This window comes from Ensifer sp. Root142 (assembly GCF_001426785.1).
GTDB classification, from domain to species: Bacteria; Pseudomonadota; Alphaproteobacteria; order Rhizobiales; family Rhizobiaceae; genus Ensifer; species Ensifer canadensis.
This window is the reverse complement of the sequence record NZ_LMFK01000034.1, coordinates 223,212-249,685: the sequence shown is the minus strand read 5'-3', so window position 1 is coordinate 249,685 and position 26,474 is coordinate 223,212. Positions and strand designations below refer to the sequence as shown.

Here is a 26,474-nt window from a genome sequence, read left to right as displayed (position 1 = left end):
GCGCCGGATCCGTCGGCGCATGCCAATAGAAGGGGAAGAACATGCGCGATAGACGTCACAAGAATTCGGTTTCGGTGTTTTCCGTCGCCGTTCCAGCCTTGCTGCTGGTTGCCATCGGCGGGGTGCTTTCGGCCAAGGTCGGGCTGCTGGATGACCTCGACGCAACGGTCGACACCCGCATCGAAGCGCCAGTGACAGTGACGATCGAGCCGCGCCGCATGGAATACCGGGCCGAAGGCCACTTCATCAAGAATGGCTTTGCCGTCGATGCACCGCTGGTTGATGCGACGCTCGCGAAACCGTTCAGGATCATGAAGTACCAGGTTAGCCGCACGGACTATCAGCGATGCGTCGAAGACGGCGCTTGCGAAAAGGGTGAGCCGGCGGCAAGCCTCGGCAATGATACGCCGATGACCGGCGTCAACTACACCGACGCCAGCAATTATGCCGCCTGGCTGACGGAAAAGACGGGGCAGGTCTGGCGTTTGCCGACCGATCGGCAATGGGCCTTTGCGGCCGGCCGGAAATTTCCCGACGACGCGCTCGGCATTGACGGCAGCAAGGACAACCCGGCGCTGAGATGGCTTGCCGACTACGAGCGCGAATCGACACGGCAGAAGTCGAAGAACCCAATGCCGCAACCGTCGGGCACGTTCGGCGAGAACGAATTCGGCGTCGCCGATCTCGACGGCAATGTCTGGGAATGGACGCAGACCTGCCACCGTCGCGTTACGATCGATGCGGATGGTGAGGTGCTAAAGATATCGCCAGCCTGCGGCATCTACGTCGTCGACGGCAAGCACCGTGCGTCGATGAGCTTTTTCATTCGCGATCCGAAGAGCGGCGGTTGCGCGGTCGGCGTGCCGCCGGACAATCTCGGCTTCCGCCTGGTTCGCGACGATCGTTGGTATGCGGACATGCTGTACGCCTTCGAGCGCCGTTTTCCCGGTGCGGTGTAACAGCGCGGGGCCTTGATTATCGCCGCTTAAGGGCGGCGAAAGGGTGTTGTCCGCTTCTTCCTCCCGATCGCACGTGATATAGCAGCCGCATCGCCGATCCGCAGGAGACAGGAAACGACGTGGCTGCACTGGACCGAACACTCGTCAAATCACTCCCGCTGTTTCAGAAGATGAGCGATCAGGAGCTGGACAAGCTCCTGGCGCACGCGACCGTGCGGCGCGTCCCGCAGAATGAGGCCGTCTTCGAGCAGGGGGCTGCGGCAGATTCGTTCTACCTGCTCCTGCATGGACGCCTTAAGGTCACTCAGGTCACCCGCGACGGACAACAGATCATCGTCCGTGTCGTCAATCCGGGCGATCTGTTCGGCTTTGCCCGCGCGCTGCAGCGCAGCGACTATCCGGGCACGGCGATGACGGCAACGGAAAGCCTCGTCCTCGCCTGGCCGACCGAACTCTGGAATGTTTTCGTCGAGAGCAATCCGCATCTGGCCATCAATGCGATGCACACGATCGGTCAGCGGCTCGACGAGGCCCATACCCGCATCCGTGAGATGTCGACCGAGGAGGTCGAACGCCGCGTCGCGCACGCGGTTCTGCGCTTGGCCGAACAGGCCGGAAAACGCGAAGAGCTCGGGGTGCGCATCGACTTTCCCATATCCCGCCAGGACATTGCCGAAATGACCGGAACGACGCTCCACACTGTCTCGCGCATTCTCAGCGCGTGGGAGGGACGGGGACTGGTGCAGGGCGGACGACAGAAGCTGCTTCTCTGCGATCTGCCAGGGCTTCGACGGCTCGCGGAACAGGTCGAGAAGAGCTAAGGATTCGACTGCCCCTCCACGAGGTGTGTTGCTTCCAGACGTCCGGTCAGGGCCGATGGCCGGCTGCAATCCCTACTGCATGTTTCCTTAAATCCTATTCGATTTAAGGAAACATGTGGTAATTCAAAGTGCTACAGCGATCTTTGCGCGTCTAATAAGACGCGCGGCGCTGTAGTCACCTTCGGACGAATGCAGTACCTATGGGCAAACTCTAGAGCGCCGTGCGTTCAGATGAACGCACAAAGGACGCTCTAGCACTTTGATTCTAGAGCATCTTATCCGCTTTCGGTGATACCACTTGAAAGCGGGATGCTCTAGTCGCGGGGTCCAATGGATCGACTTGATGCTATGCGGGTACTGCTTGCGGTGGTCGACGCCGGAAGTTTGTCGGCTGGCAGCCGCAAGCTGAATGCTCCCTTGCCGAGTGTCAGCCGCAAAGTCGCTGATCTCGAGCGGCACCTCGGTGCAAACCTAATCATTCGCACAAGCCGAAACCTGCAACTGACTGATGCCGGTCGTGATTATGTCGAAGCGGCGCGGAAGATCGTGGCGGACCTGGAGGAGGCCGAGCGACGCGCCTCGGGTGAATATCAAACACCGCGCGGAACGTTGACGATCACGATGCCGGTGGAGTTCGGAAGCCGCTACGTGCTGCCGATTGCATTGGACTTCATGGACAAGCACCCGGAAGTCTCCTTGAACATCTTGTCGTTGGACCGCTCAGTCAATCTCGTCAACGAGCAGGTGGATGTTGCCATTCGTCTCGGGGAACTTGCCGACAGCTCTCTTTACGCAGTCAAGGCTGGCGAGTTTCGCCTTCTGACGGTTGCCAGTCCAGCTTATCTCAAGCGGCATGGCGTGCCTGAGCATCCGAGCGACCTGCCGAAGTATGACGGCATCATGTTCAACAACCGCTCGTTCTTCTGGGGATTTGACGTCGACGGTAAACTGATCGAAGCTCTTCCGGTCACCCGGCTCGAAGTCAACACGGCGGCAAATTGTGTTGCCGCCGCGTTAGGTGGAGTCGGCATCTCCAGGGTCTTTGACTACCAGGTGCCAGAGGAGCTCTCCACCGGCGCGCTTGTGCCGATCCTGCAAGGTTATGGCGGCGAGGCGAAACCGATCCACATCGTTTATTCGCGTCAAGGGCTACTCGCATTGAAGGTGCGCGCCTTCATCGACTGGGCCCTGCCGCGGCTCCGTACGACTTGCAGTGGGTATGGATCGGCGGCCTGACAGCTACGCCCCGTCACCGAAATGAAGCTCGAACCTCTTCGATCGTTTGCTTCGGGCTCTGCAGATGAGGGTAATGCCCAACGCCGGCAAGAAGATTGAGTTTTGCGGAGAGCCTTGAGGCGAGTTCGAGCCCCATTTCCTTCTTGATGTAGAGGTCCTTCTCACCCCAAACCACATTTACGGGTGTTTTGAACCTGGCCAATTGGGTTTCAAAATGGTCCTGGTCCCGCGTGAAGTGAGAATAATAATACGAGAAAGCGTCTGCCGTCGTCAAAGCGCCGTGGTTCCAGCCATTGGCCATGTCGTCCTTGAATTCCTTCGATACCTCGAACTGAGCTTCTTGGGGCAGGCCTCGTCTGAAGGCGTTCTCGAGGATATCGGCGCGATTCTTGTTCAGTTGGGCGCGCGCCTGGTCGGTCGATCCCGCCACTTTCAGGCTTTGCAGGCTCTCGTACATGTACTGGGGCCTGTTGAAGGGAGCGAAGTCGCCGACAATGATCGTCCTGGCGATATCAGGCTTTTCCAATGCCAGGAGCAGCGCTGGCAGGGCTCCGATGTCGGTTGCGTAGATCGTCAACTTCGATGTGTCGATATCGGCTTTCGCCAGGTATTCGTTCAAGACGCGCGCGTAGTCCTTGGGTGCATAGGAAAATCTGTCGACCGCTGGCCGTGATGAGAGACCGTAACCTGGCCAGTCGAAAGCATGAACCTCGTAGTCATTGCCAAGGGCGAGCGAAACATCTTTCCAGGCATAGAGGGTCTCCGGAAAGCCATGCAGGAAGAGAACGGTCCCCTTCGGTCTCGGGTTATGCACCACCATTCTTCTAAGCGTGATGTCTGCATCGATCTTCAGGAAGTCGATGTTGGCCTTTGGTTGTTGGCTGTCTTCGGCGCTTGCCGGAGCGATGGCCGAGCAAAGCACCGCGGCGGCCGCGAACAACGTCCGAATGGATGATTTTGGCATGTCAGTTTCCTCAATGTAGCGTCAGATCAGTAGACCAGGCGATCGACTTGCGCCTGAAGGCGAGGGCCGATCAGGAGGATTGCGGGAATGACGATCACGTATCCGATCCCCCAGGAACGCAGCCACGTCAGGACAAATCCATTCGAAAAGCCCAGATTGAAGGCGAGAAGCGAGAAGGAGATGATCCCCGTCGTCACGACGCCCATCGACAGGGCGAATGCGATTTTCCGTTTCAGATGTATGTGCATGTCTTTCTCCCAGAAGGCTTGGAAATAGCGGTTCAATCAGCCTGCTTGTCGTCAGCGACGAGTTCAGGACCTGGCATAAGAATTGAGCGCCACGCCCGCGGCCGGTAGAGCAAGAATGCGAGAGGCAGCCTCTTGATGTCGGCAAGTCCCAAACGGGGCGGAATGACATACACCAGTCGCGAAAGGACGAAATGTCATGTCGCGAACGCACCCGAAGGCCCTTGTGACCTACGCGTCATGCGCGATCGGTCTCCTTTATGCCGATCGGCTGGCGCGCCGCGGATACGATGTTGTGATGCTTGCAAATGGTGCTGATCGACCAGCCGCGCTTGCACGTATTCTGCAAGCCGAAACCGAAGCGGCGGTCGAGATCATCACTCCAAACCTTTGCACCGATCGCGGCCTGGATGACGTGGAAGCCAGTTTCGCGCGAGGAACCGGCTTTGACGTCGTCGTCAATAACCTCGGCCTGCCTCCCGGCAAGGCACTGGCCGAAGCTTCTGCGGCAGATCTCGACCGCCTGATTGGCACGAATGTGAGGGCATACACGCGCATTTCGGCGGCCGCCGCCCGGAACATGGCCCTTCGGCGCCACGGTGCGATTATCAACGTGGCGTCGGCCGGCGGCATCGCACCCGAAACTGCAACCGGCGTCTACGGCGCGAGCAAGGCCTTCCTGATCGCCCTGGCCCGCACGATGCAACACGAACTGGGACATCACGGCGTTTATGTACAATTGGTTCTGACCGCCGCAATCCGCACCGATGTCTGGCCATTTGCGGGATGTGAAGCCGAACTTCTGCCCGGAATGATGTGTGCCGCCGACCTGGTGGATGCCGCATTGGTCGGATTCGACCGCCGCGAGCCGCTGACCATTCCCTCTCTGGCGAAGGCAAGCCAATGGGCGCGGTACGAACACGCGCGCAAGACGCTGCTCGATGATCTCGTGAATGGCGAGTTGGCGCCGCGATATCGGCGCCTTGTGTGACCCGAGACTACGAAACGAGAGGCTGGCTCTCATTTCCCCTCAGTACCGGTCGCTGGGTGTCCAGCCTAATCTAAAGGGCATGAGCAGAGACCGAAGCTCGCCAGCGATGACGGCCTGCCTTCACCACAATCAGAGAGGAACGACGATGCAAGAGACGTTGGGAAAAGCTGTCATTACCGGTGCATCGAGCGGTATCGGTGCGCTTTACGCTGATCGCCTGGCTCGGAAGGGTTATGATCTGATCCTCGTCGCGCGAAACGGCGATCGGCTGCGGCGAGCTGCTGCAACCATTCACGAGCAGACGGGCCGCACGGTTGAAACGGTCACGGCCGACCTGACGGTCGCGGACGATGTGGCGCGGGTCGCGGCGCAGATCGCCGGTGATCCGCGGATAACTATGCTGGTCAATAATGCCGGCGTCGGCGCAACTGCGCCTCTGCTCCAATCTGACGCTCACGCCATGAGCGCGATGATCGCACTCAACGTCGACGCTCTGATGCGCCTCACCTATGCCGCGGTGCCTGCCTTCGTCGAGCGGAACAGGGGCACTATCATCAATATCGCTTCGATCGTGGCGGTTGCACCTGAGAGGCTGAATGGCGTCTACGGCGGCACGAAGGCCTTTGTTCTCGCCTTCAGCCAGAGCCTGCGTCAGGAGCTCGCCGACAGCAACGTTCATGTGCAGGTCGTCTTGCCAGGCGCCACTGCGACCGACTTCTGGGATATCGCCGGCTTGCCCGTGCAGCACTTGCCCCAGGAAATCGTCATGCCGGCCGATGCCTTGGTCGACGCCGCGCTCATGGGTCTCTCCCGCAACGAATTCGTTACGATCCCCAGCCTTCACGATGTCGGCGAGTGGGACACCTTCGAGGCTGCCCGCCAGGCGATGGCCGACAATCTGTCTACGAACAAACCCGCCGACCGCTACCTGGCCAACTGACCACCATTGAGGGCACACGGGCGACAACGTCGACGCCCGGCAGTGCCCTCGAACGAACGCTTAGATCAAGGGAAGCGCGAAGGCTCTATCGCTGTGTAGCATAGAGAAACATTGGCCATGGAACGAGCAGACGGCGGGACCGCCTCGCTTGGCTTGGCAGATCGGGGCCAGTTATGGACAGACAGTTTTATATCGGCGTTTTCGCGGCGATTTTTGCCGCATTCGCCTTTTCCCTCAACTTCATCGTGCCGTTCGTCATCGGCGATTACTCTACCTTCGATTTTGCTCTGATCCGCCATGTCGTTTCGGCGGTGGTTGGCGTGTATATCTTGGTGATCACCAAGGGGGTGGCGCAGTACCTTACCCCCGGCAACTGGCTCATCGCCACGTGGCTCGCCTTCATCGGCTATGTCGGCTATTTCCTCACGGTTACGGGCGCGGCCATCTATGCCGGGCCGGTGATTGCGCCCGCATTCCTCGGACTTGTCCCGATCGTTCTGGCCCTCATCGGCAATCGGCGGCAGGGATCCCTGCCGTGGCGATTTTTGATGATGCCGCTCATGCTGGTGTTGTTCGGTCTTGTTCTTGTCAACAGCGCCGCGTTCACCGAGGTCGGATTGGATTCTGTGCGTTCACTCTGGATTGGGGTTCCACTTTCTATCGCAGCCGTCGTGTTGTGGGTATGGTTTGCCATTGCTAACCAGGCAGCACTGGCCGCCAGACCGGGCATGCCTTCAGGTGTGTGGTCGGCTCTCATCCTCATCGGCGGCGGCATTTTGATGCTGGTTTTCTACCCGATTGGCGCAGCGATGGGGCTGTTCCAGCTTCCCAAGCTTGGTTTCGGATGGGGCACCGCTGCACCATTGTACCTGTGGGGTGTGTCGCTCGCTCTGGTGGCGACAGTTGGCGGCGTCTGGACCTGGAATGTGGCCGCGCGCAGCCTGCCGGTCGCGCTGGCGGCTCAATTGATCGTTTCAGAAACGGCCTTCGGCGTCATTGGTGGGCTCATTGTCCATGCTCGAATACCGACGGTTTTGGAAGGCGCCGGCGTTGCGATACTGATCGCCGGGGTCGTTCTGGCGATCCGTGTGTTCCATGGAAGAAGGGCCTGTTGAAGCGACCCATCATTCCATTTCTCCGGTAGCCTGGCGCGATTTTCGTTAGTTGGCTTCACCCATTGCCAGGACGATTTTTCCCTTCGGTCTCGGCAGCTCGCCTTCGAGCATCAAGTGCGCGTCCTTCGCTTGCTCAAACCGTAATGTCGCCCCGACATTCATCCGGAGGGCACCTCGGGAGACGAGAGAGGAGATGCGGGCAAGGCTTTCGGTCGATACGTCGACGAGAAAAAATTTGGACAGGACCTGGTGCTGTGCGGCCAGAGCCTGGTCCGGAACCGAAACGGCCGAAATCAATCGCCCTCCCTTTTTCAGCACCCGGAACGATCGCGTTTGGGTTTCTCCGCCCACCAGATCGATGACGGCATCGACATCGCGAATTTCGTCCTCAAATCTGGTTTTTGTATAGTCGATGACCGTTTCGCCACCGAGAGCAACAACGCTTTCGATGTCACCTGACGCGGCGGTGCACACTGTCCGAAGGCCCGCTTCTCTGGCGAATTGCACGGCATAGGCGCCGACGTTTCCCGCCGAACCGTGGATCAGCACAGTTTGGCCCCTTTCCAAACCAGCCTGATCGAAAAGTGCCTGCCATGCTGTCACCGCGATCACGGGCAGCGATGCCGCAGCGACGTGGTCAATCGACACTGGTTTGTGATCGAGCATGGAAGCACTGGCGACTGCGTATTGCGCGTATCCACCACAAAAGCGCTTGTTGGTGACGCCATAGACATCATCTCCAACCTTGAACCGCGGGACCCCAGCGCCGACCGCGACGACCTCGCCTGAGATGTCCGAACCGAGAATGAGCGGGAGAGGCTGGGGCAGGGCGCTGTTGCCGGCGCGAATCCACCCATCCCAAGGGCCAACACCAGCCGCATGGACCTTGACGATGACCTCGTTCATCCCTGGCTCTGGAGTGTCCACGCGCTCCAACTGCATTACATCTGGCGGCCCGAACTGATGGACGCGCCATGCCTTTCCTGAGAAGGTCTTTGAGACATCCGGCATGTGTTTTCCTCTCGATGTTAGTGCAGTGACGAGCGCGCTGCTCACAGTGAAACAGCCCGGGCTCCACCGCCAAATCGCGTTGGGCCGCGCTGCGGACGCGCGATCGGCCGCGGTCCGCGAGCGCTGTTTCGAGGCTATCTGCCAATCGCCGCGTGGGGCACATTCCTGAAGCTTATGGCCATCCGATTGTAGGCGTTCATGAGGCTGATCGCGATCGTGAGATCGACGCGTTCGCGTTCGCTGAAGACGGCGCTGACAGCGTCATAGGCGTCACTAGGCACACCCGTCTCTGCCACGCGCGTCACTGTTTCGGCCCATGCGAGCGCCGCACGCTCGCGCTCGTCGAAGAGAGGGCCGGCTTCCCGCCAGGCTTGAAGCAACGCGATCTTCTCGATCTGCTGCCCCTTCTTCAAAAGATCCCGCGTGTGCATGTCGAGACAATAGGCACAGTTGTTGATCTGGGAAACACGCAGATAGACCAGCTCGAGCAAAACGGATGGGAGGCCGCTTTGCATGACGTAACCGTAGACACCGCCCAGCGCTTTCGCGCCGCCAGGAGCGATTTGGTTATAGTCCAGACGGGCTGACATCGGTTCATTCCTTTGCTTTGGCTGTGGTGGTCAGTTCCTTGTCGTCGGTGTCGACGACAAAGACAGCCAGAAGCTTCGCGGGTTCGGTCTTGCTCGCGTTGCGGCTTACGAGGTGGCTGGAGCCAGGGGTCTCGTAGAAGCTTTCGCCGGGACGATAGGTCCTCTTGGGCTCATCGTTCACCTGTGACTCGATTTCTCCCGACAGAACATAGGCAAAAATGAACGCCGATTTTGCATGGACATGTGGCAGTGACGCTCCGCCTGGACCGTAATCGACGACCACGGCGCGAACCGACTTGCCGGGAATGTTCGGAATATTCTGCTCGAAGGCCGGCGTAACTGTTTCGAGGGGATCATGCGCGGCGACGGGCATCGCAACGGCAATGGCGACTGCGGCGCAGGCTGCACCGATGATGGATCGTGCATTCATGATGACATTTCTCCTTTGTGGCCTGTTCATCTACTCGCTATAAATACCCCTCGACTGGTCCTGTATTAAGCACCAGGAACGCACGAAAATCTTGTACCACGGGACGGAATGGCTAAACCGCTTGAGCTGCAGATTGATCGCACTGCGAAGACCCCGCTGGCGGACCAGATCTGCATGGGCATCACTGCCGCGATCGACAGTGGCGTATTGGCATCAGGCGCGCGCCTACCCTCCTGGATAGACTTGGCGGCCCAACTTGGCGTCGCCCGTGGCACCGTTCGGCTGGCCTACGATAAACTGGCGGCGGCTCAGCTTATCGTTGCATCTCGCGCAACGGGAACGCGTGTAACGGAGCGACCGATCCTATCCCGGCGACAGGATTCCCCACCGGAGCCTGGCTCCTTCATGGAGCGGTATCAGGAGATGATCGCGGGCCCGGCAATCTTCCAGATGGGCGTGCCGGCGAAGGAGACCTTTCCCGCAAAACTCTTCGCCAGGATCCGGTCCCAAAGTGTGCGCGCCGAGGCGAGCGCACCGGCGATGTATCCGGACCCACGCGGCGAACTCGAGCTGCGGCGAGAGATCGCCGCCTATCTTGCCATTGCGCGCGGGATCGAGTGTTTGCCCTCTCAGATCCTCATCACTTGCGGTTTTGCCAGCGGCCTTGGATTGACCCTCCACGCGCTTGGGCTCGAAGGACGCAAGGCATGGATGGAGGATCCTGGATTTCCGTTCACGCGGCGCGGGCTTGAGTTGGCGAGATTGTTGCCTGTCCCTGTCCCGGTTGACGCCGACGGCATCGATGTCGACTACGGCCTTCGCATCGCTCCGGACGCGGGGCTAGTCGTTGTGACACCTGGACAGCAGGCTCCAACTGGAATGACGCTTTCGCTCGGGCGACGGCTGCATCTTCTTGATTGGGCGGATCAGGCGGGAGCTTGGGTAATCGAGGATGATTATTTGGGCGAGTTGCAACTGACAGGCCGCGCCGCGCCGGCACTCGCCTCGATTGATCGTGCAGGCCGGGTCATCCATATCGGCTCGTTCAGCAAGACCATAAGTCCGACATTGCGCCTCGGCTTTGTCCTCGTGCCGCGGTCTCTGGAAGCCCGCTTCGCCGAGGTGGCGGCATGTTTGGCGCCTCCGCCCGGGCCATCCGTACAACTCGCCACCGCGGAGTTTATTTGCGAGGGGCATTTCTTGCGGCATCTGCGGCGCACGAAACGCGCATACACGGCACGCCGAGACGCATTGCTGCGGTGTCTGGAGGCGCGCGCAGACGGGATAATCGTTGATACGGCGGGTCTGGCCGTTCTGTTGCGCCTCCCCGATGGCGCGCCGGATGTTTCCATCGTGCGCGAAACGCTACCGTTCGGCCTGGCACCGGCACCCTTGTCGGTATGGCACGCGTCGCCAGCCTTCGCGAAACCCGGTCTGCTTTTGGGCGTTGCCACGTGTCCTCAGCAATATGTCGAGCGGTCTTGTGACCGCCTTCTCGAAATTATTCATCGCTGCACATCGTCGCGATGAGGAAGGCACCGGCCCAATCCGTCGGTCTTTTCTGACAGCCTGATCACGGATCCAATGTGCCAACCTTCAAAGGTGGCGGTCAACATACTCCGCCACTCGCGTGCACAAGGGCGAAAGAACGGAGCCTGAGGCCAGCAAGGGGCAGTCTATTGGAGCGCTGGTGATCGCGATCAATCACAGCCGGTGCTTGTCAGCTAGAGGCGCGGGGTTCTGGGTGAGAACTCCTCATCGAGATCCTCGAAATGAAAAGGCGGAGCGAGCGTTCCGTGTGCCTCAGTTGTGGCGAGGAGACCGGCACTGGACCGACTGATTGGCACGAACGGTGCCCTCTTGAAATCGCCCGAGTAAAACAGGGAGGCCGCTGCGGCGACGCAGAAGGCAAGGAAAAGATTGATGATGCCGGACATTTCACGTGCCTTGCTTTGATATTGGCGCCCAATCCGCGGCCAGTGTTCCAAGTGCTGCTTGCCCCGACCATTTACCGCCAAACCACATGGCCCGCAGGCAAGTCTCGACGCCTTGACACAGATCGATAACGCACCTGGAACACTGGTATTCGTTGCGCATGTAGACGTAACCTAGATTTCTCAAGCGTTTGTATCTGATGCCAACGAACCCATCTTCCTGCGATCGCGTATACCGGATATGTCTGCCTAGGGGCGTTTCTGTAATCATTTGTATCCGCGCAGGCGGATTGGGCGCCTCTATCGAGAGCGGTTATCGCAACGGCGCTTTCACGACCGTTTCTATCCTTGCGACACCCTCCAGCGTACGATGGACCGGGCATTTGTCGGCGATTTCAGCGATCTTGCCTCGAAGCTCCTCTGAGACCTCGCCGTCGATTGATATGACGCGTTCGAAGCGATCAATCCTGCCGCCAGTGCTGCGCTCAGATTCCGTGCATTCCACACAATCCCTGGCATGGATCTTCGTGTGGGAGACATCAACGCCGATGCGTCCGAGCGGCAGATTCTTGTATTCGGCGTATTGGCGCAGCGTCATCGACGTGCAGGCGCCGAGCGCCATGGACAGGAAGTCATAGGGTGACGGGCCGGAATCGAGGCCGCCCATTGCCTTGGGTTCATCGGCGAAAAGACGATGGCTGCCGGCCTGGGCGGTGTTCTGAAATTTGCCGCCGCCTGTCTCCGTCACCCGCACATGCTCTATCGGCTCCGCGCCTTGCGGCGCATCGGCAGCGAGATAGCGCGTCATCCATCCTGAAATGACACGTCCGGCAAAGGCCGCGTCCTCAAGATTTGTGAGCAGGTGATCTGCCTTGTCCAGCGATATGAAGCTTTTGGGATGTCTGGCTGCGCCGAAGATTTCGGTAGCGTTGTCGATGCCGACGGTTTCGTCCAAGGGGCTATGCAAAATGAGCAGTGGCTTTTTCAGCGACGCGACGGCGTCCTTGATGCGGTGCGCACGCGCATCCTCGACAAATTGCATTTTGACGAGGAACTTGCGTCCGGCGAGATCCACTTCCGCCGAACCGGACGTCTCGATCTCCTTGAGGCTCGCGCCCAAGTTCTTCAACACGTGGCCGACATCGGCCGGTGCGCCAATCGTTGCAACCGCGCGGACTTCAGCAATGTCCTTGGCCGCCGCGAGTACTGCGGCCCCGCCGAGCGAATGACCGACCAGCAACGAGGGTGCCTGGAAGTGATGACGTAGATAGTCGGCCGCCGAGACAAGGTCGGCAACATTCGAGGAGAAATTCGTCGATGCGAATTCGCCTTCACTCGATCCCAACCCCGTGAAGTCGAAACGTAGGACAGCGATACCCTCTCGGGCCAGTTCCGCTGCGATCCGGCGCGCCGACGCCAGGTTCTTGGAACAGGTGAAACAATGGGCAAACAGAGCGTAGGCGCGCAGGGGCCCGCTGGGGAAGTCGAGCCGGGCGGCAAGAGTTGCTCCGGAATGGCCGGCAAATTGAAGCCGTTGCGAACTGAAAGCCATAGGAATGCTCCTTCGCTGCTGGGACGTGCGCAGTCTATATGAGCAGCGACGACCGGCTACCCGGATTCGTTCCGGACCCATTCTGCTCGTGCCCTTCACCTGAGCCAAGCGTTGCGGCAAGCTGCGTTCTCGCGGGTGACAAGCGCGCCAACTTTGCGACTGCAGCCAGGCAACCAACGTGGAGCATCAGACATGGATATCAATCAGGTCGGATACTTCCTCAATCTGGCTGAAACGTTGAACTTCACGGAAGCCGCGCGTCGAAGCGGCGTGTCGCAACCGAGCTTGACGCGCGCAATTCAGCGCCTCGAAGAAGAACTGGGCAGTCCACTGATCTACCGCGATGGCAAGGACAGCCGCCTGACGGCGCTTGGTCGCGACGTCCAGGCTGAATTCATGCGGGTGGAACTCGCTCTTCGAAACGTGCGCGAACATTCAGAAAGCACGGTCCACGGCCGCCGCCGTATTCTCGACATTGCCGTTGCCCCGACGATCGGCCCCGCCAAGTTCACGGCATTCTTTGACAAAGTGCTCAGCCAACTCCCTGCCGTAAACCTCAACATGCATCAGTTGTCGGCCGGCGAGGGTGCGCTGGAGGTGCTGTCGGGCAAGTATCATGCCTGCATCCTTCCGGAAGCGCCGCGTTTCAACCCCAAGCTCAACATCGTGCCGCTGTTTCGTGAGCGATTTCTCCTCGCCTGCGCTGATGGGCACCCACTTGCTGAAAATGACGTCGTCAGCGTCAAGGCCCTCGCCTCGTATCCATATGTCGACCGGCTCGCTTGCGAGTTCCATACCCAGATGACAGAGCACCTGATGAACCACAACGCGGTGATGCAGCCACGTTTCAGTGCCGATCGTGAGGACTGGGTCCAGCAACTGGTGGCGGAAGGCCGCGCGATCTGCATTATGCCCGAGCGTTCGGTCGTGGTTGAGGGGATAGTGACCCGCAGGATCGAAGGCATGTCATTGGAACGAGAGGTGGTATTGGCATCCGTTTCCGGTTCCGGCACGCCACTTGAGATGCGCAAGATCGCCCAGATGGCAGCCCGTCACGATTGGGCCTGAGGCGCTGAAACGCCGCATGGCATCGCTATTGAATCTATGCACGCCCTCTATTGGGAAAATCGCCGACCCAGCGCCATATTCTGGCAGCAAGTCCAATAGGAGTAATGGCTGTGAAGTACACGAAGACCGATGACGCGATCGCCAGGCTGACGTCGATTCAGTACCAAGTGACCCAGAAAAATGCGACGGAACGGCCCTTTACCGGGTCGTACAATGACAACAAGGAACCGGGCATCTACGTCGACATCGTTTCAGGCGAACCTCTGTTTGCCTCTGCCGACAAGTTCGAATCCGGTTGCGGCTGGCCGAGTTTTACGAAGCCGATCGTACATGCAAATGTTCGCGAATTGTCTGATGGTACTCATGGCATGATCCGCACCGAAGTGCGCTCAGCTCATGCCGATAGTCACCTCGGCCACGTGTTCACCGACGGTCCGGCAGATCGGGGTGGATTGCGTTATTGCATCAACTCCGCGGCACTGCGGTTCATTCCGCTCGGCGAAATGCAGGCCGAGGGCTATGGTGCCTATCTCAACCAAGTGGAGACTATCAAATGACCGAGAAAGCTGTTTTGGCCGGTGGCTGCTTCTGGGGCATGCAGGATCTAATCCGAGCGTTGCCCGGCGTCATCAAGACCCGGGTGGGTTATACCGGCGGCGATGTACCGAATGCGACCTATCGCAATCACGGCACCCACGCCGAAGGTATTGAGATCGTGTTTGACCCCGAGACGATCAGCTATCGCCGGATTCTGGAGTATTTCTTCCAGATTCACGACCCAACGACGGTCGACCGGCAGGGCAACGACATCGGCAGTTCGTACCGATCTGCGATCTACGTTCTTGGCGATGAGCAAAGACGAATAGCTGAAGACACCATCGCCGACGTCGACGCGTCGGGACTTTGGCCAGGAAAAGCCGTGACGTCAGTCGAGCAGGCCGGAGATTTCTGGGAAGCGGAACCGGAGCACCAGGACTACCTGGAGCGCTATCCTAACGGCTACACCTGCCATTTTCCGCGCGCGAACTGGGTGCTGCCCAAGCGGGAAGCGGCCGCGTAACTGCCGGTACGTCAGCTTCAAGAGAATGGCATCCCAGCGTTCTGGTGATTTGCCGGAACACTGGGATGCCTCAGTACACGGATGCGATCGCGAGCACATATGCCCGCGGTCGCTTTTCGGCAACCGTGCGTGGTTGGTAAAGACGCCGGGTCTGGGAACACATATACGAGGTCTTCGCTCCCTCCCAGTAGTTGCAAAAGGCCCGAATTTTACCAAAATATTCTAATTAAGATTGCAGGAAGAGGGTGGTAAGGTGCGATCTGCGTCGCTGACTTTCCCATCCGCTATTTGACCGAGTGGCCCATGTCGATTTCAGATGCGATCTACCGTCCGTTCGAAACCTTGATCCGACCCCTGGATATTCCTTACCGACCGCTGCCGTCCAAGGGGCCCGCAACCGTCCTTCTGCATTTCATATCAATGTTCCGTGGCGTGCTGATCGCGCTCGCGCTTTCGTCCATGGCGATTGAGGCCATCAACCTGACCATCGTCTGGGGGCTTTCTGTCATCGTCGATGGCGTATCGCAGATAGGTGCATCGGCCTTCTTGCACAGCGAATGGCCCCTCCTGACTTTTCTCGGGCTGCTGATCTTTCCGGCCATGCCAGTCGCCTCGTTTCTACTGAACACACTCAACTCGCATACGCTCGGCGTCGGCATGCCGGCCGCTATCCAATGGCAGGGTCACAAGGCGGTCGAGCGGCAGGATCTGGCATTTTTCCACGATCTTTTTGCCGGACAGGTCGCTTCGCGCCTGTCACAAGTATCATCCGCCGTTCAGCAGCAGATCATCGCCGCCTTCCAGTCCATTCCACGTTTCCTGTTGCAGATGGTTGGCTCAGTCGTTTTGCTGAGCGCCCTATCCTGGCAGCTCGCCTTGCCCGTCATCGTCTGGATAGGGCTCAATGTGGCACTCGCCATCAAGATGGCCCCGATTTTCGTCGAACGCTCGCGCAGCACTGCCAAGCAGCGAAGCTTGGTGTCAGGCGCCATCACCGACCTTTACACCAACATGCAAATGATCAAGCAGTTCGCTGCCGAAGACAGCGAGGCCGGCGCGATCCGTCGCATCATTCACAAAACCATACAGACGCAGCACAAGGAACAGCGCATCTACCGCACGTCGGAACTCATTGTCGTGGCGCTGAACATGGCACTTTGGCTGGCGATGCTTTCGATTGGTTTTTCGGGCCTCGTCAACGCCTTTCTCACGGTCGGCGAGTTCGTCGGGGCGGTCTATATCCTCCAAAGACTGTCCGGGCACACTTTCACCTTCCTGCAGATGGGCCAGCAGATCTTCCAGGCGATCGGGACGATTAAGGATGCGATGCCCGTGATGACGACGCCGCCGACCATAACAGATCGGCCTGACGCGAAGACCCTCGTAGTGAACAGCGGCGAGATACGCTTCGAAGACGTCTGCTTCGCATACAAGTCCGGCAAGCCCGTCATCGCCAATCTATCGCTGACGATGCGGCCCGGGGAGAAAGTGGGGCTGGTCGGCCTTTCCGGGGCCGGCAAGACCACGCTGGTGAGCCTGCTGCTGCGCTTCTACGACATCAACGAAGGCGCTATCCTGATCGACGGGCAGGACATCCGCGATGTCACACAGACAAGTCTTCGCCGCAACATCGGGGTCATCGCGCAAGACGTCGCGCTACTGCACCGTTCGGTCGGCGACAATATCCGTTACGGCCGACCGGAGGCGACGCAGGAAGAGGTCGAAGAGGCGGCCAAAACGGCAAGGGCCGATGTGTTCATCGCCGATCTTGCTGATGGCGAAGGCCGTAAGGGCTATGGCGCCTTCGTCGGCGACCGCGGCATCAAGCTCTCGGGCGGTCAACGGCAGCGCGTGGCGATCGCCCGCGTTCTGCTGAAGGATGCGCCGATCCTCGTGCTGGACGAAGCGACCTCCGCTCTCGACAGCGAATCTGAGGCTGCCATCCAGGAAAAACTCAACCTGGTGATGGAGGGAAAGACGGTGATTGCCATAGCACATCGCCTTTCGACCATCGCCATGATGGACCGGATAATCGTACTCGATCAGGGGCGCATCGTGGAAGAAGGCAGGCCGGAAGAACTGGTTGAACAGGATGGCCTGTTTGCCCGTCTGTGGAAACGCCAGACCGGCGGCTTCATTCCTGAAGAGATAGGCTAGCCCTGAGACAGGCAGTTGGTGGCGAGATGAGCCATCGGAGCGGTTTCCAACTTACCGTCACCTGGAAGCCTTCTGTGTCTTCATTGGTTTTCCGCCGTTGCGTCGATCTCAGCCAAAAGGGTCGGTCCCCAGCGGGGCTGACGGTCGCGCGAATACTCGCGTTCACGTTGATGCGTCCGTCGTAGAGTGGACCTTTATCCGCCTGTTGATGTAGCGGTGAAAACCGCCAATTGAGCGTCGAAAGCACGCTGGTAGGCGGGTCGCGCTTCGCCGCGGGTGATATAGGCGGCGAGGTTCGGATATTCGTCCAATATGCCTGATCCTGCCAATCTGCGCAGCACCGTCACCATAAGAAGGTCACCGGCGCTGAACTCGCCGTCGAGCCAATCGGCATTGCCAAGCCTCCCGGAAAGTTCGCTCAGCCGTTTACGGATGCGGCCCTCGACGGCAGACATCCGCTGCTCGTACCAGGTCTCATCGCCTTCCAGATACCTGGCGATTTCGCGATCCACGATCGGCGGCTCCATCGTGTTGAGCGCGGCAAACATCCATGTGATCGCGCGTGCCCGGGCATTCGCATCGTGTGGCAGCAGGCCCGAACGGCGTTCGGCGATATGGAACACGATGGCCCCGGACTCGAACAGGGCGAGATCGCCTTCTTCATAGGTCGGGATCTGTCCGAAAGGATGAAGCGCTAAATGCGCGGGTTCCTTCATCGTTTTGAACGAAACAAGACGAACGTCGTAAGGTTGGCCCACTTCTTCGAGCGCCCAGCGAACGCGCATGTCACGCGCCATGCCCCTGCCGCGATCGGGCGACCGTTCAAATGCGGTAATGGTGATAGTCATCGCTGTTCTCCATAGCTCGTCTGTCTTGAAGACGATCGACTAAGCGAGATTCCGACACTCCGTGCTCGAGATTGCTCGGGGGTATTACCGCAATTCTGGCCTATGCCCTGCGGGCATCATATCGACGCAGATCAGACTTGGCAGCAATTGCATGGGGCCCCTCGCCACTACGTCGACGACTGAGAAGCCAGGCGATCGCAGAATGCCCCGTGAGCATCTTGCCGGATTCTATAGTCTTGGGAATAATCTCTGGGGAAAGAAGCCTACGGCTTCGGAAGCGCTGTCTGGAGCAAAGTTCCGACCTTACAAATGACGCGGCATAGACTAAAAAATAGGCAACGATAAATTTGTTAAGAAAATAGGCAATTCTGTTGCGGAAATTGCTGCGCTGCATCATGATCGCCTCATGACAAACCGCGACCTCACCATTCTCGTCATCGACGAGAACGCCATTCGTGCCTCGATCATCGAGGAAGGATTGCATGAGGCCGGGCATCGCAAGGTGACTGTCATTCATGAGGTTCAGGGTGTCGCGCGCGTCATCGACAGTCTCAGGCCGGATGTCATCGTCATCGACATCGAAAACCCCAATCGCGATATGATGGAGCATCTGTTCCAGCTGACGCGCACGGTCGGGCGGCCGATCGCGATGTTCGTGGATCGCTCCGACACCGCTTCGATCGAGGCGGCGGTGGAGGCGGGCGTGTCCGCCTATATCGTCGACGGTCTCAAAAAGGAGCGCGTCAAGCCGATCCTGGACATGGCCGTCAGTCGTTTCAACGCCTTCAGCCGATTGCAACGGGAACTGGCCGATGCCAGGTCCGCGCTCGAGGAGCGCAAGGTCATCGAGCGCGCCAAGGGCATCCTGATGAAGATCCGTGGTCTCTCGGAAGAGGAAGCCTTTGCCCTGCTGCGGCAGACGGCGATGAACGAAAAAAAGAAGATGTCTGAAATCGCGCAAAGCGTGGTGACGGCCGCCGGCCTGCTGATGTGATGGCGGGCGCGGCGCATCTGCTTGGTCGCAAGGAGTGAATGGAGTGAACAGCATGGCCAATTTCGGCGATATCGGCAGCGGCCTCACCTCGTCCGGTCACGGTTTGCCGGCGCCGCAAAAGATGCGCAGCGAGGGCGCCCGCACGCTTCGTGCCGGCTTCATCCCGCTCGTCGATGCATCGGTCCTGATCGCCGCTTGCGAGTTCGGTTTTGCCCGCAGCGAAGGTCTGACACTCGATCTGGTCAAGGATGTCTCCTGGGCCAATGTCCGCGACCGTTTGGCGTTCCGCCAGTTCGATATTGCCCACATGCTTTCCCCCATGCCGGTTGCGGCCATGCTTGGACTTGGCTCCAATCCTTCGCCGACGATCACGCCCTTCTCGCTCGGGCGTGGCGGTAATGCCATCACGCTGTCCAATCGGCTCTTTGCCCGCATGGTGGAGGAGGGGGGGCTTGAAGGCGCCGAGAACGCGCTTGCCTATGCGCAAGCGTTCGCCGCCGTACTTGGGCGCATGAAAGCGAATGGCGATGCGCCGCCGACCTTGGGCGTCACCTATCCGTTCTCCTCGCACAATTACGAATTCCGCTACTGGCTGGCTGCCGGCGGCGTTGATCCGGATCGTGACGTCAAGCTTGTGGTCGTGCCGCCGCCGATGACAACAGACGCGCTCGAAGCCGGCGCGATCGATGGTTTCTGCGTCGGCGCGCCCTGGAACATGGTTGCATCCGAGCGCGGCGTCGGACGTATTGTCGCCGCCAAGCAGGATATCTGGCCGTCGGCGCCCGAAAAGGTCATCGGCATGCGCCCCGAGTGGGCCGAAGCCAATCCAGAAACGGTTTCGCGGTTGATCGTGGCGCTGGATGCTGCCGCCCGTTGGTGCGACGATCCGCAAAATCGCGATGCCTTGTCCGAAGCGCTCGCCGACCAGCGCTATGTCGGCGCCCCGGTCGAAATCATCCGCCGCGTGCTTTCCGGTGAGTTCACCATCGACGCTCAAGGACAGCGTCGGGTCATCGACGACTATTTCGTCTTCCACCGCAACTTCGCCAACTATCCCCGCCCGAGCCACGCACTGTGGATCTACAGCCAGATGGCGCGCTGGGGACAGGCCGACTTGGGCCCGGAAGCGACGACGGCGGCAGCTTCGGCCTATCGCCCTTGCGCTCGGGGCCGATGCGGCACCGGCGGAAGCCGATATCAGGATCGAGGGCGCATCCGCTGAGGATCGCTTCATGGACGGCCATGTTTTCGATCCTGCCGCGATTGAGGCCTATGTCGAGGCGTTTCCTGTGCGTGCAGAGGGCTGCGCGACCGCATCTGGCGCTGACAACTGATGGTTCGGCCGCTGCTTGTTTGGGCAGAGCGGCCGAGCCGGCTGTGTGCAGCGCACAATAATTCAGCAGATTCTACAATAGCTGTTTTGCTGGGCAATTACGCTCGTTCGTATTTTTATCATTCGATATCAAGCTATTAGTTCCTAGTTTGTCGAACTGGCACGGCTCTTGCTTTTAAGAAATTGCTTCGGTCAACGGCGATTGAAGCGAGTTCAAACGCCAGATCGCGTTTGCCAGAGACACTGACGTCGCACGGTTTTTGTTTCCCGAGGATTCCTCCTGATCCCGGACGCAATCTCCAAGCGGCGTTTTTTTATGTCCGGTTTTGCCCGGCAGCAGCAGAGGAACCTGCGCATGATCAAGTTTTCGACTGGCGGACTGACCCGCCGCGGCCTGCTGAAAACCACAGCGACGGCCGCTCTACTCGGTGCCGTCAAGACGGCCTTCCCGACCGGCGCCTTTGCACAGTCGACCGGTCCCGAGACTACCAAGGCGGTTCTCGGTTTCATTGCTCTGACAGACTCCGCGCCGCTGATCGTCGCCAAGGAAAAGGGCTTGTTCGACAAATACGGCATGACCGAAGTCGACGTGGTCAAGCAGGCCTCCTGGGGCACCACACGCGACAACCTCGTGCTTGGCTCAGCCGGCGCCGGCATCGATGGCGCCCATATCCTGACGCCGATGCCCTACCTGATCTCGACCGGCAAGGTGACGCAGAACAACCAGCCGCTGCCGATGGCGATCCTCGCGCGCCTCAATCTCGACGCGCAGGCAATCTCGGTCGGTGGCGCCTATGCCGATCTCAAGGTCGGCCTCGATGCATCGGCGCTGAAGCAAGCCTTTGCCAAGAAGAAGGCTGAAGGCGCTGCCGCCAAGGTGGCGATGACCTTCCCCGGCGGCACGCATGACCTGTGGCTGCGCTATTGGCTTGCCGCTGGCGGTATCGATCCGGATTCCGATGTCGAGACCATCGTCGTGCCGCCGCCGCAGATGGTCGCCAACATGAAGGTCGGCACCATGGACTGTTTCTGCGTCGGCGAGCCCTGGAACGAGCAGCTCGTCAACCAGAAGATCGGCTACACCGCCGTCAACACCGCCGAAATCTGGAACGAGCATCCGGAAAAATCCTTCGCCATGCGGGCTGACTGGGTGGAGAAGAACCCGCGCGCCGCAAGGGCGCTCACCATGGCCATCCAGGAAGCGGCGCAATGGTGCGACGACATGGCCAACAAGGAAGAGCTGGCGAAGATCGTCGGCAAACGCAGCTGGTTCAACGTGCCGCCGAAGGACATCGTCGACCGGCTGAAGGGCGAATACGACTACGGCAACGGCAAGCTCGTCGAGGACAGCCCGCACTTCATGAAGTTCTGGCGCGACCACGCCTCCTATCCCTTCCAGAGCCATGACAGCTGGTTCCTGACGGAGAACATCCGCTGGGGCAAGTTTGCTCCCGACACCGACATCAAGGCGCTCGTTGCCAAGGTCAACCGCGAGGATATCTGGCGCGATGCGGCAAAGGAGCTCGGCGTCTCCGACATCCCGACCTCGACCTCGCGCGGCATCGAGAAATTCTTCGACGGCAAGGTGTTCGATCCGGCGGACCCGCAGGCTTACCTGAAGAGCCTGAGCATTTCGCGCGTCGCCTGAGCCCTTTTTGGCGGCGGGCTCGCCCGCCGCCGCTCGACTTGAACCTTTAGGAGAACGGTATGTCCGTCACCAATCTCAAGCTTCCGCAGGAGGCTGCTCAGCGGCCCGTGGCCCGGGTCATCGCCTTTACCCGTGCGACGAAGCCCGGCGGCAGCCGCCGGTTGCCGGCAGCACTCGCCACAGCCTTGACCAACCTCGTCCCGCTGGTGGTGACCCTGAGCTTTATCCTCGTCGCCTGGCAGGTGATCTGTTCTGCGCCCGACTCGAGCCTGCCGGCGCCGACACGTGTTCTGGAGGAAAGCTGGGAGCTGATCGCGCATCCGTTCTATGTCGGACAGGGCGTCGATCAAGGCCTGTTCTGGCATATTTCGGCCAGCCTTCAGCGCGTTGCGATCGGTTATGCGCTCGCCGCTGTCGTCGGTATCGCGCTCGGCGCACTCGTCGGCCAGAGCGCCCTTGCCATGCGCGGGCTCGATCCGATCTTCCAGGTGCTGCGCACCGTGCCGCCGCTCGCCTGGCTGCCGCTGTCGCTCGCCGCCTTCCAGGACGGCACCCCCTCGGCGATCTTCGTGATCTTCATCACCGCGATCTGGCCGATCATCATCAACACCGCCGTCGGCATCCGCAACATTCCGCAGGACTACCAGAACGTTGCCAAGGTGCTGCGGCTCAATGCCTTCGAGTATTTCGGCAAGATCATGCTGCCGGCTGCTGCCCCTTACATCTTCACTGGCCTTCGCATCGGCATCGGTCTTTCCTGGTTGGCGATCGTTGCCGCCGAGATGCTGATCGGCGGCGTCGGCATCGGTTTCTTCATCTGGGATGCGTGGAACTCGTCGCTGATCAGCGACATCATCGTTGCGCTCATCTACGTCGGCATCGTCGGCTTCCTCCTCGATCGTCTCATCGCCCTCATCGGTCGCGTCGTCACCCGCGGCACGGCAACTGCGTGAGAAAGGCAAAGACCATGACCAAGAGCTATCTCTCGCTTGAGCTTATCGACAAGAGCTTCGAACGCGGCGGCGTCAGGACGGACGTTCTGAAGCAGGTTTCGCTTTCCGTCGACAAGGGCGAATTCATCTCGATCATCGGCCATTCCGGCTGCGGAAAGTCGACGCTGCTCAATATCGTCGCCGGCCTGACGCAGGCGACCACCGGCGTCGTGCTCCTCGATGGCCGCGTTGCCGACGAGCCGGGACCGGACCGCGCCGTCGTCTTCCAGAACCATTCCCTGCTGCCCTGGTTGACGGTTTACGAAAACGTCCGCCTCGGCGTCGACAAGGTCTTCCGCGCGACCAAGGGCAAGGCCGAACGTCACGAATGGACCATGCGCAATCTCGAGCTGGTGCAGATGGCGCATGCCGCCGACAAGCGTCCGTCCGAGATTTCCGGCGGCATGAAGCAGCGCGTCGGCATCGCCCGGGCGCTGGCCATGGAACCGAAGGTTCTTCTGCTCGACGAGCCGTTCGGCGCGCTCGACGCCCTGACCCGCGCCCATCTGCAGGACCAGGTGATGCAGATCCACGCCGAGCTCGGCAATACGGTGCTGATGATCACCCATGATGTCGACGAGGCGGTGCTGCTTTCCGACCGCATCGTCATGATGACCAATGGACCTTCGGCGCGCATCGGTGAAATCCTCGATGTGCCGCTTGCCCGCCCGCGCCGGCGCATCGAGCTTGCGGCCGACCGAACCTACCTCAAATGCCGCGAAGCGGTGCTCAAGTTTCTCTACGAGCGCCACCGTTTCGTCGAAGCTGCGGAGTGATTTCCCATGGCTCATCAAACGCCCGAGAAACTCGTCATCATCGGCAATGGCATGGCGCCCGGACGCATGCTGGAGCACTTGTTCGAACAGGCGCCGGGGCAATATCAGGTCACGATCTTCAACGCCGAACCGCGCGTCAACTACGACCGCATCATGCTTTCGCCGGTCCTTTCCGGCGAAAAAGACTACGAGCAGATCATCATCCACGGCGATGGTTGGTACATCAAGCACGGGATCACACTCTACAAAGGCCACAAGGTCGTGGCGATCGACCGCGCGAAGAAGACTGTGACCTCTGATCACGGTGTGACCGAAAGCTACGACAAGCTTGTCATCGCGACAGGCTCCGTGCCCTTCATCATCCCGGTTCCCGGCAAGGATCTGCCCGGCGTTATTACCTACCGCGACCTCGATGACGTGCAGGCAATGTTGCTTGCCGCGCAGTCGCGAGAAAAGGCTGTCGTCATTGGCGGTGGCCTGCTCGGGCTTGAAGCGGCCGCCGGACTTGCCTCGCGCGGTATGGATGTGACCGTACTGCACGTGATGCCGACTCTGATGGAGCGCCAACTCGATCCGGCGGCTGGTTATCTCTTGCAGAAAGCCGTCGAGGAGCGCGGCATCAAGGTCATCTGCAAGGCCAATACCAAGGCAATCATCGGCGATGGCAAGGTCGAGGGCATCGAGCTCGACAACGGCACGATCATTCCCGCGACACTCGTCGTCATGGCTGTCGGCATCCGGCCGAACGCGGGCATAGCCAAGGAAGCCGGCCTAGCGGTCAATCGCGGCATCGTCGTCGACGACGGCATGCAGACCTCCGATGGCGACATCCTGGCGCTCGGCGAATGCGCCGAGGTCGGCGGCATGGTCTACGGCCTCGTGGCACCACTCTACGAAATGGCGCGCATCGCCGCGTCGCATCTGGCGGGCGATCGCTCGCCCGCCTTCGTGCATTCCGACACGCCGACGAAGCTCAAAGTCACCGGGATCAACCTGTTCTCCCTCGGAGACTTTGCCGAAGGCGACGATCGCGAGGAGATCGTGCTGCGCGATGCAGCCGGCGGCGTCTACAAGCGGCTGGTGCTGAAGGACAACCGCATCATCGGCACAGTGCTTTATGGCGAAACCGCCGATGGCGCCTGGTTCAACGATCTGAAGAAGAAAGCCACCGATATCTCGGAAATGCGCGAAACGCTCATTTTCGGCCAGGCCTATCAGGGAGGGTCCCCGCTGGACCCTATGGCGGCCGTTGCAGCCTTGCCGGATGATGCAGAAATCTGCGGCTGCAACGGCGTGTGCAAGGGCAAGATCGTGGCGACGATCCAGGGCAAGGGACTGACGTCGCTCGACGATGTCAGGGCGCATACGAAGGCGTCCGCTTCCTGCGGTTCCTGCACCGGGCTCGTTGAGCAGGTGATGTCGCTGACGCTTGGCGAAACCTACAATCCCGCCGTCGTCCAGCCGATGTGCACCTGCACCGAGCTTGGCCACGACGATGTCCGCCGCCTGATCAAGGCCAAGGGCCTGAAGACCATTCCCGCCGTGATGCAGGAACTGGAGTGGAAGACATCCTGCGGCTGCGCCAAATGCCGCCCGGCGCTCAACTACTACCTCGTCTGCGACTGGCCGGACGAATATGCCGACGACTACCAGTCGCGCTTCATCAACGAGCGTGTGCACGCCAATATCCAGAAGGACGGCACCTACTCCGTCGTTCCGCGCATGTGGGGCGGCGTCACGAATTCCGGGGAATTGCGCGCGATTGCCGACGTCGTCGACAAGTTCGAGATCCCGATGGTCAAGGTCACCGGTGGTCAGCGTATCGACCTGCTCGGCATCGAGAAGGAAGACCTGCCGGCCGTCTGGGCCGATCTCGGCAAGGCCGGCTTCGTGTCGGGCCAGGCTTATGCCAAGGGCCTGCGCACGGTGAAGACCTGCGTTGGTTCCGACTGGTGCCGCTTCGGCACCCAGGATTCCACCGGCCTCGGCATCCGCATCGAAAAATTCATGTGGGGGTCCTGGACGCCGGCCAAGCTGAAATTGGCCGTCTCCGGCTGTCCGAGAAACTGCGCAGAAGCCACCTGCAAGGATATCGGTGTCATCTGCGTCGACAGCGGCTTCGAGATCCACTTCGCCGGTGCAGCCGGGCTCGACATCAAGGGCACCGAGGTTCTTGGTCTGGTGAGGACCGCGGACGACGCCCTCGAACATATCGTGGCGCTGACGCAGATGTATCGCGAGCAGGCCCGTTATCTCGAGCGCATCTACAAGTGGGCCAAGCGCATCGGTCTTGAAGAAATCCGCCGGCAGATCATGGACGATGCCGAACGGCGCAAGGCGCTCTTCGACCGCTTCGTCTTCAGCCAGAAATTCGCCCAGGTCGACCCCTGGTCGGAGCGTGTCTCCGGCAAGGACAAGCACGAGTTCCGGCCGATGGCGACGGTCGGATTTTCAGAAGCGGCGGAGTGAGGGGATGGACATGAACTGGATCTCAATAGGTGAAATCTCCGACATCCCGCTTCGCGGCGCACGCTGCGTGCGGACGCCCGAGGGCAAGATCGCCGTCTTCCGCACCGCCGAAAACGAGGTTTTCGCCATCGAAGACCATTGCCCGCACAAGGGCGGGCCGCTGTCGCAGGGCATCGTCCACGGGACGGCCGTCACTTGCCCGCTGCACAACTGGGTGATCTCGCTCGAAACCGGCAAGGCGCTGGGTGCAGACGAGGGCGCCGTGCGCACCATCCCAGTGCGCAACGATGGCGGTGCGCTGTTCATCGCACTCGAAAGCCTGATGATCGCGGCGGAGTAGT

The 26,474-nt window shown here is 60.1% G+C and carries 25 protein-coding genes and 1 pseudogene; 18 read left to right on the top strand and 8 right to left on the bottom strand.

The genetic code is table 11. The features are described from left to right. Positions 1 to 41: 41 nt before the first annotated feature. From ASD52_RS25990 to ASD52_RS25980, 3 genes are all read left to right on the top strand, one after another. Positions 42 to 959: an SUMF1/EgtB/PvdO family nonheme iron enzyme gene (locus ASD52_RS25990; protein WP_057220037.1), complete on the top strand. Its 918-nt coding sequence runs from the start codon at positions 42 to 44 to the stop codon at positions 957 to 959. A 119-nt stretch (positions 960 to 1,078) separates the two neighbouring features. Next, on the top strand, positions 1,079 to 1,780 hold the full coding sequence (locus tag ASD52_RS25985) for a Crp/Fnr family transcriptional regulator (RefSeq protein ID WP_025430196.1): 702 nt from the start codon (positions 1,079 to 1,081) through the stop codon (positions 1,778 to 1,780). A 330-nt stretch (positions 1,781 to 2,110) separates the two neighbouring features. Next, the gene (locus tag ASD52_RS25980) at positions 2,111 to 3,016 is read left to right on the top strand and encodes a LysR substrate-binding domain-containing protein (RefSeq protein WP_057225841.1); all 906 of its coding nucleotides are present in this window, start codon (positions 2,111 to 2,113) and stop codon (positions 3,014 to 3,016) included. 13 nt (positions 3,017 to 3,029) lie between these two features. On the opposite strand, the gene ASD52_RS25975 is transcribed toward ASD52_RS25980, so the two are convergent. Further along, positions 3,030 to 3,980 (bottom strand): alpha/beta hydrolase, encoded by a 951-nt coding sequence (locus tag ASD52_RS25975; RefSeq protein WP_057217027.1) that lies wholly within the window; start codon positions 3,978 to 3,980, stop codon positions 3,030 to 3,032. Positions 3,981 to 4,006: 26 nt separating this feature from the next. Then, positions 4,007 to 4,228 (bottom strand): DUF2798 domain-containing protein, encoded by a 222-nt coding sequence (locus ASD52_RS25970; RefSeq protein ID WP_025430193.1) that lies wholly within the window; start codon positions 4,226 to 4,228, stop codon positions 4,007 to 4,009. A 196-nt stretch (positions 4,229 to 4,424) separates the two neighbouring features. On the opposite strand from ASD52_RS25970, the gene ASD52_RS25965 reads away from it, so the two are divergent. From ASD52_RS25965 to ASD52_RS25955, 3 genes are all read left to right on the top strand, one after another. Further along, entirely contained in the window at positions 4,425 to 5,216 is a 792-nt protein-coding gene (locus ASD52_RS25965; protein ID WP_057225840.1) for an SDR family NAD(P)-dependent oxidoreductase, read from the top strand. A gap of 145 nt (positions 5,217 to 5,361) precedes the next feature. Next, positions 5,362 to 6,156, top strand: coding sequence for an SDR family oxidoreductase (locus tag ASD52_RS25960; RefSeq protein ID WP_057217031.1), 795 nt, complete (start codon positions 5,362 to 5,364; stop codon positions 6,154 to 6,156). Positions 6,157 to 6,329: 173 nt separating this feature from the next. Continuing rightward, on the top strand, positions 6,330 to 7,271 hold the full coding sequence (locus ASD52_RS25955) for a DMT family transporter (RefSeq protein ID WP_025430190.1): 942 nt from the start codon (positions 6,330 to 6,332) through the stop codon (positions 7,269 to 7,271). Positions 7,272 to 7,316: 45 nt separating this feature from the next. Here ASD52_RS25955 and ASD52_RS25950 read toward each other — a convergent pair whose 3' ends face one another. From ASD52_RS25950 to ASD52_RS25940, 3 genes are all read right to left on the bottom strand, one after another. Continuing rightward, on the bottom strand, positions 7,317 to 8,282 hold the full coding sequence (locus tag ASD52_RS25950; RefSeq protein ID WP_057225838.1) for an NADP-dependent oxidoreductase: 966 nt from the start codon (positions 8,280 to 8,282) through the stop codon (positions 7,317 to 7,319). 134 nt (positions 8,283 to 8,416) lie between these two features. Next, positions 8,417 to 8,872 (bottom strand): carboxymuconolactone decarboxylase family protein, encoded by a 456-nt coding sequence (locus ASD52_RS25945; protein WP_057225837.1) that lies wholly within the window; start codon positions 8,870 to 8,872, stop codon positions 8,417 to 8,419. A 4-nt stretch (positions 8,873 to 8,876) separates the two neighbouring features. After that, complete coding sequence (locus ASD52_RS25940; protein WP_025430187.1) at positions 8,877 to 9,302, bottom strand: cupin domain-containing protein; 426 nt, start codon at positions 9,300 to 9,302, stop codon at positions 8,877 to 8,879. 108 nt (positions 9,303 to 9,410) lie between these two features. On the opposite strand from ASD52_RS25940, the gene ASD52_RS25935 reads away from it, so the two are divergent. Next, a complete protein-coding gene (locus ASD52_RS25935) occupies positions 9,411 to 10,832 on the top strand; it encodes a PLP-dependent aminotransferase family protein (RefSeq protein WP_057220032.1) in 1,422 nt (473 codons plus the stop codon). A gap of 194 nt (positions 10,833 to 11,026) precedes the next feature. Here ASD52_RS25935 and ASD52_RS25930 read toward each other — a convergent pair whose 3' ends face one another. Next, positions 11,027 to 11,239, bottom strand: coding sequence for a hypothetical protein (locus ASD52_RS25930; RefSeq protein ID WP_025430185.1), 213 nt, complete (start codon positions 11,237 to 11,239; stop codon positions 11,027 to 11,029). 310 nt (positions 11,240 to 11,549) lie between these two features. Further along, positions 11,550 to 12,788: a bifunctional alpha/beta hydrolase/OsmC family protein gene (locus ASD52_RS25925; protein WP_057225835.1), complete on the bottom strand. Its 1,239-nt coding sequence runs from the start codon at positions 12,786 to 12,788 to the stop codon at positions 11,550 to 11,552. 192 nt (positions 12,789 to 12,980) lie between these two features. On the opposite strand from ASD52_RS25925, the gene ASD52_RS25920 reads away from it, so the two are divergent. The 4 genes from ASD52_RS25920 (at position 12,981) to ASD52_RS25905 (ending at position 17,073) form a co-directional block, all read left to right on the top strand. After that, positions 12,981 to 13,856, top strand: a complete 876-nt coding sequence (locus ASD52_RS25920) for a LysR family transcriptional regulator (protein WP_082555591.1) — start codon at positions 12,981 to 12,983, stop codon at positions 13,854 to 13,856. A gap of 110 nt (positions 13,857 to 13,966) precedes the next feature. Continuing rightward, positions 13,967 to 14,413 (top strand): peptide-methionine (R)-S-oxide reductase MsrB, encoded by a 447-nt coding sequence (gene msrB, locus ASD52_RS25915; RefSeq protein ID WP_057220082.1) that lies wholly within the window; start codon positions 13,967 to 13,969, stop codon positions 14,411 to 14,413. After that, positions 14,410 to 14,916 (top strand): peptide-methionine (S)-S-oxide reductase MsrA, encoded by a 507-nt coding sequence (gene msrA / locus ASD52_RS25910; protein WP_057220030.1) that lies wholly within the window; start codon positions 14,410 to 14,412, stop codon positions 14,914 to 14,916. The genes msrB and msrA overlap by 4 nt, the downstream gene beginning before the upstream one ends. Positions 14,917 to 15,219: 303 nt before the next feature. Beyond that, on the top strand, positions 15,220 to 17,073 hold the full coding sequence (locus tag ASD52_RS25905; RefSeq protein WP_057225833.1) for an ABC transporter ATP-binding protein: 1,854 nt from the start codon (positions 15,220 to 15,222) through the stop codon (positions 17,071 to 17,073). Positions 17,074 to 17,267: 194 nt separating this feature from the next. On the opposite strand, the gene ASD52_RS25900 is transcribed toward ASD52_RS25905, so the two are convergent. Then, a complete protein-coding gene (locus ASD52_RS25900) occupies positions 17,268 to 17,921 on the bottom strand; it encodes a glutathione S-transferase family protein (RefSeq protein WP_057225831.1) in 654 nt (217 codons plus the stop codon). 406 nt (positions 17,922 to 18,327) lie between these two features. Here ASD52_RS25900 and ASD52_RS25895 point away from each other — a divergent pair, with 406 nt between their 5' ends. The 7 genes and pseudogenes from ASD52_RS25895 (at position 18,328) to nirD (ending at position 26,473) form a co-directional block, all read left to right on the top strand. Next, positions 18,328 to 18,915, top strand: a complete 588-nt coding sequence (locus ASD52_RS25895) for an ANTAR domain-containing response regulator (protein WP_025430178.1) — start codon at positions 18,328 to 18,330, stop codon at positions 18,913 to 18,915. A gap of 52 nt (positions 18,916 to 18,967) precedes the next feature. Next, positions 18,968 to 20,249 (top strand): annotated as a pseudogene (locus tag ASD52_RS25890) (CmpA/NrtA family ABC transporter substrate-binding protein). A gap of 354 nt (positions 20,250 to 20,603) precedes the next feature. Continuing rightward, a complete protein-coding gene (locus ASD52_RS25885) occupies positions 20,604 to 21,896 on the top strand; it encodes a CmpA/NrtA family ABC transporter substrate-binding protein (RefSeq protein WP_057225828.1) in 1,293 nt (430 codons plus the stop codon). A gap of 59 nt (positions 21,897 to 21,955) precedes the next feature. Beyond that, positions 21,956 to 22,849: a nitrate ABC transporter permease gene (gene ntrB / locus ASD52_RS25880; protein WP_057207243.1), complete on the top strand. Its 894-nt coding sequence runs from the start codon at positions 21,956 to 21,958 to the stop codon at positions 22,847 to 22,849. 14 nt (positions 22,850 to 22,863) lie between these two features. After that, on the top strand, positions 22,864 to 23,664 hold the full coding sequence (locus ASD52_RS25875) for an ABC transporter ATP-binding protein (RefSeq protein WP_057225826.1): 801 nt from the start codon (positions 22,864 to 22,866) through the stop codon (positions 23,662 to 23,664). Between the two features lie 6 nt (positions 23,665 to 23,670). Further along, positions 23,671 to 26,133 (top strand): nitrite reductase large subunit NirB, encoded by a 2,463-nt coding sequence (nirB, locus tag ASD52_RS25870; protein ID WP_057225824.1) that lies wholly within the window; start codon positions 23,671 to 23,673, stop codon positions 26,131 to 26,133. Positions 26,134 to 26,137: 4 nt separating this feature from the next. Further along, positions 26,138 to 26,473: a nitrite reductase small subunit NirD gene (nirD, locus tag ASD52_RS25865; RefSeq protein ID WP_057225822.1), complete on the top strand. Its 336-nt coding sequence runs from the start codon at positions 26,138 to 26,140 to the stop codon at positions 26,471 to 26,473. Position 26,474 lies beyond the last annotated feature (1 nt).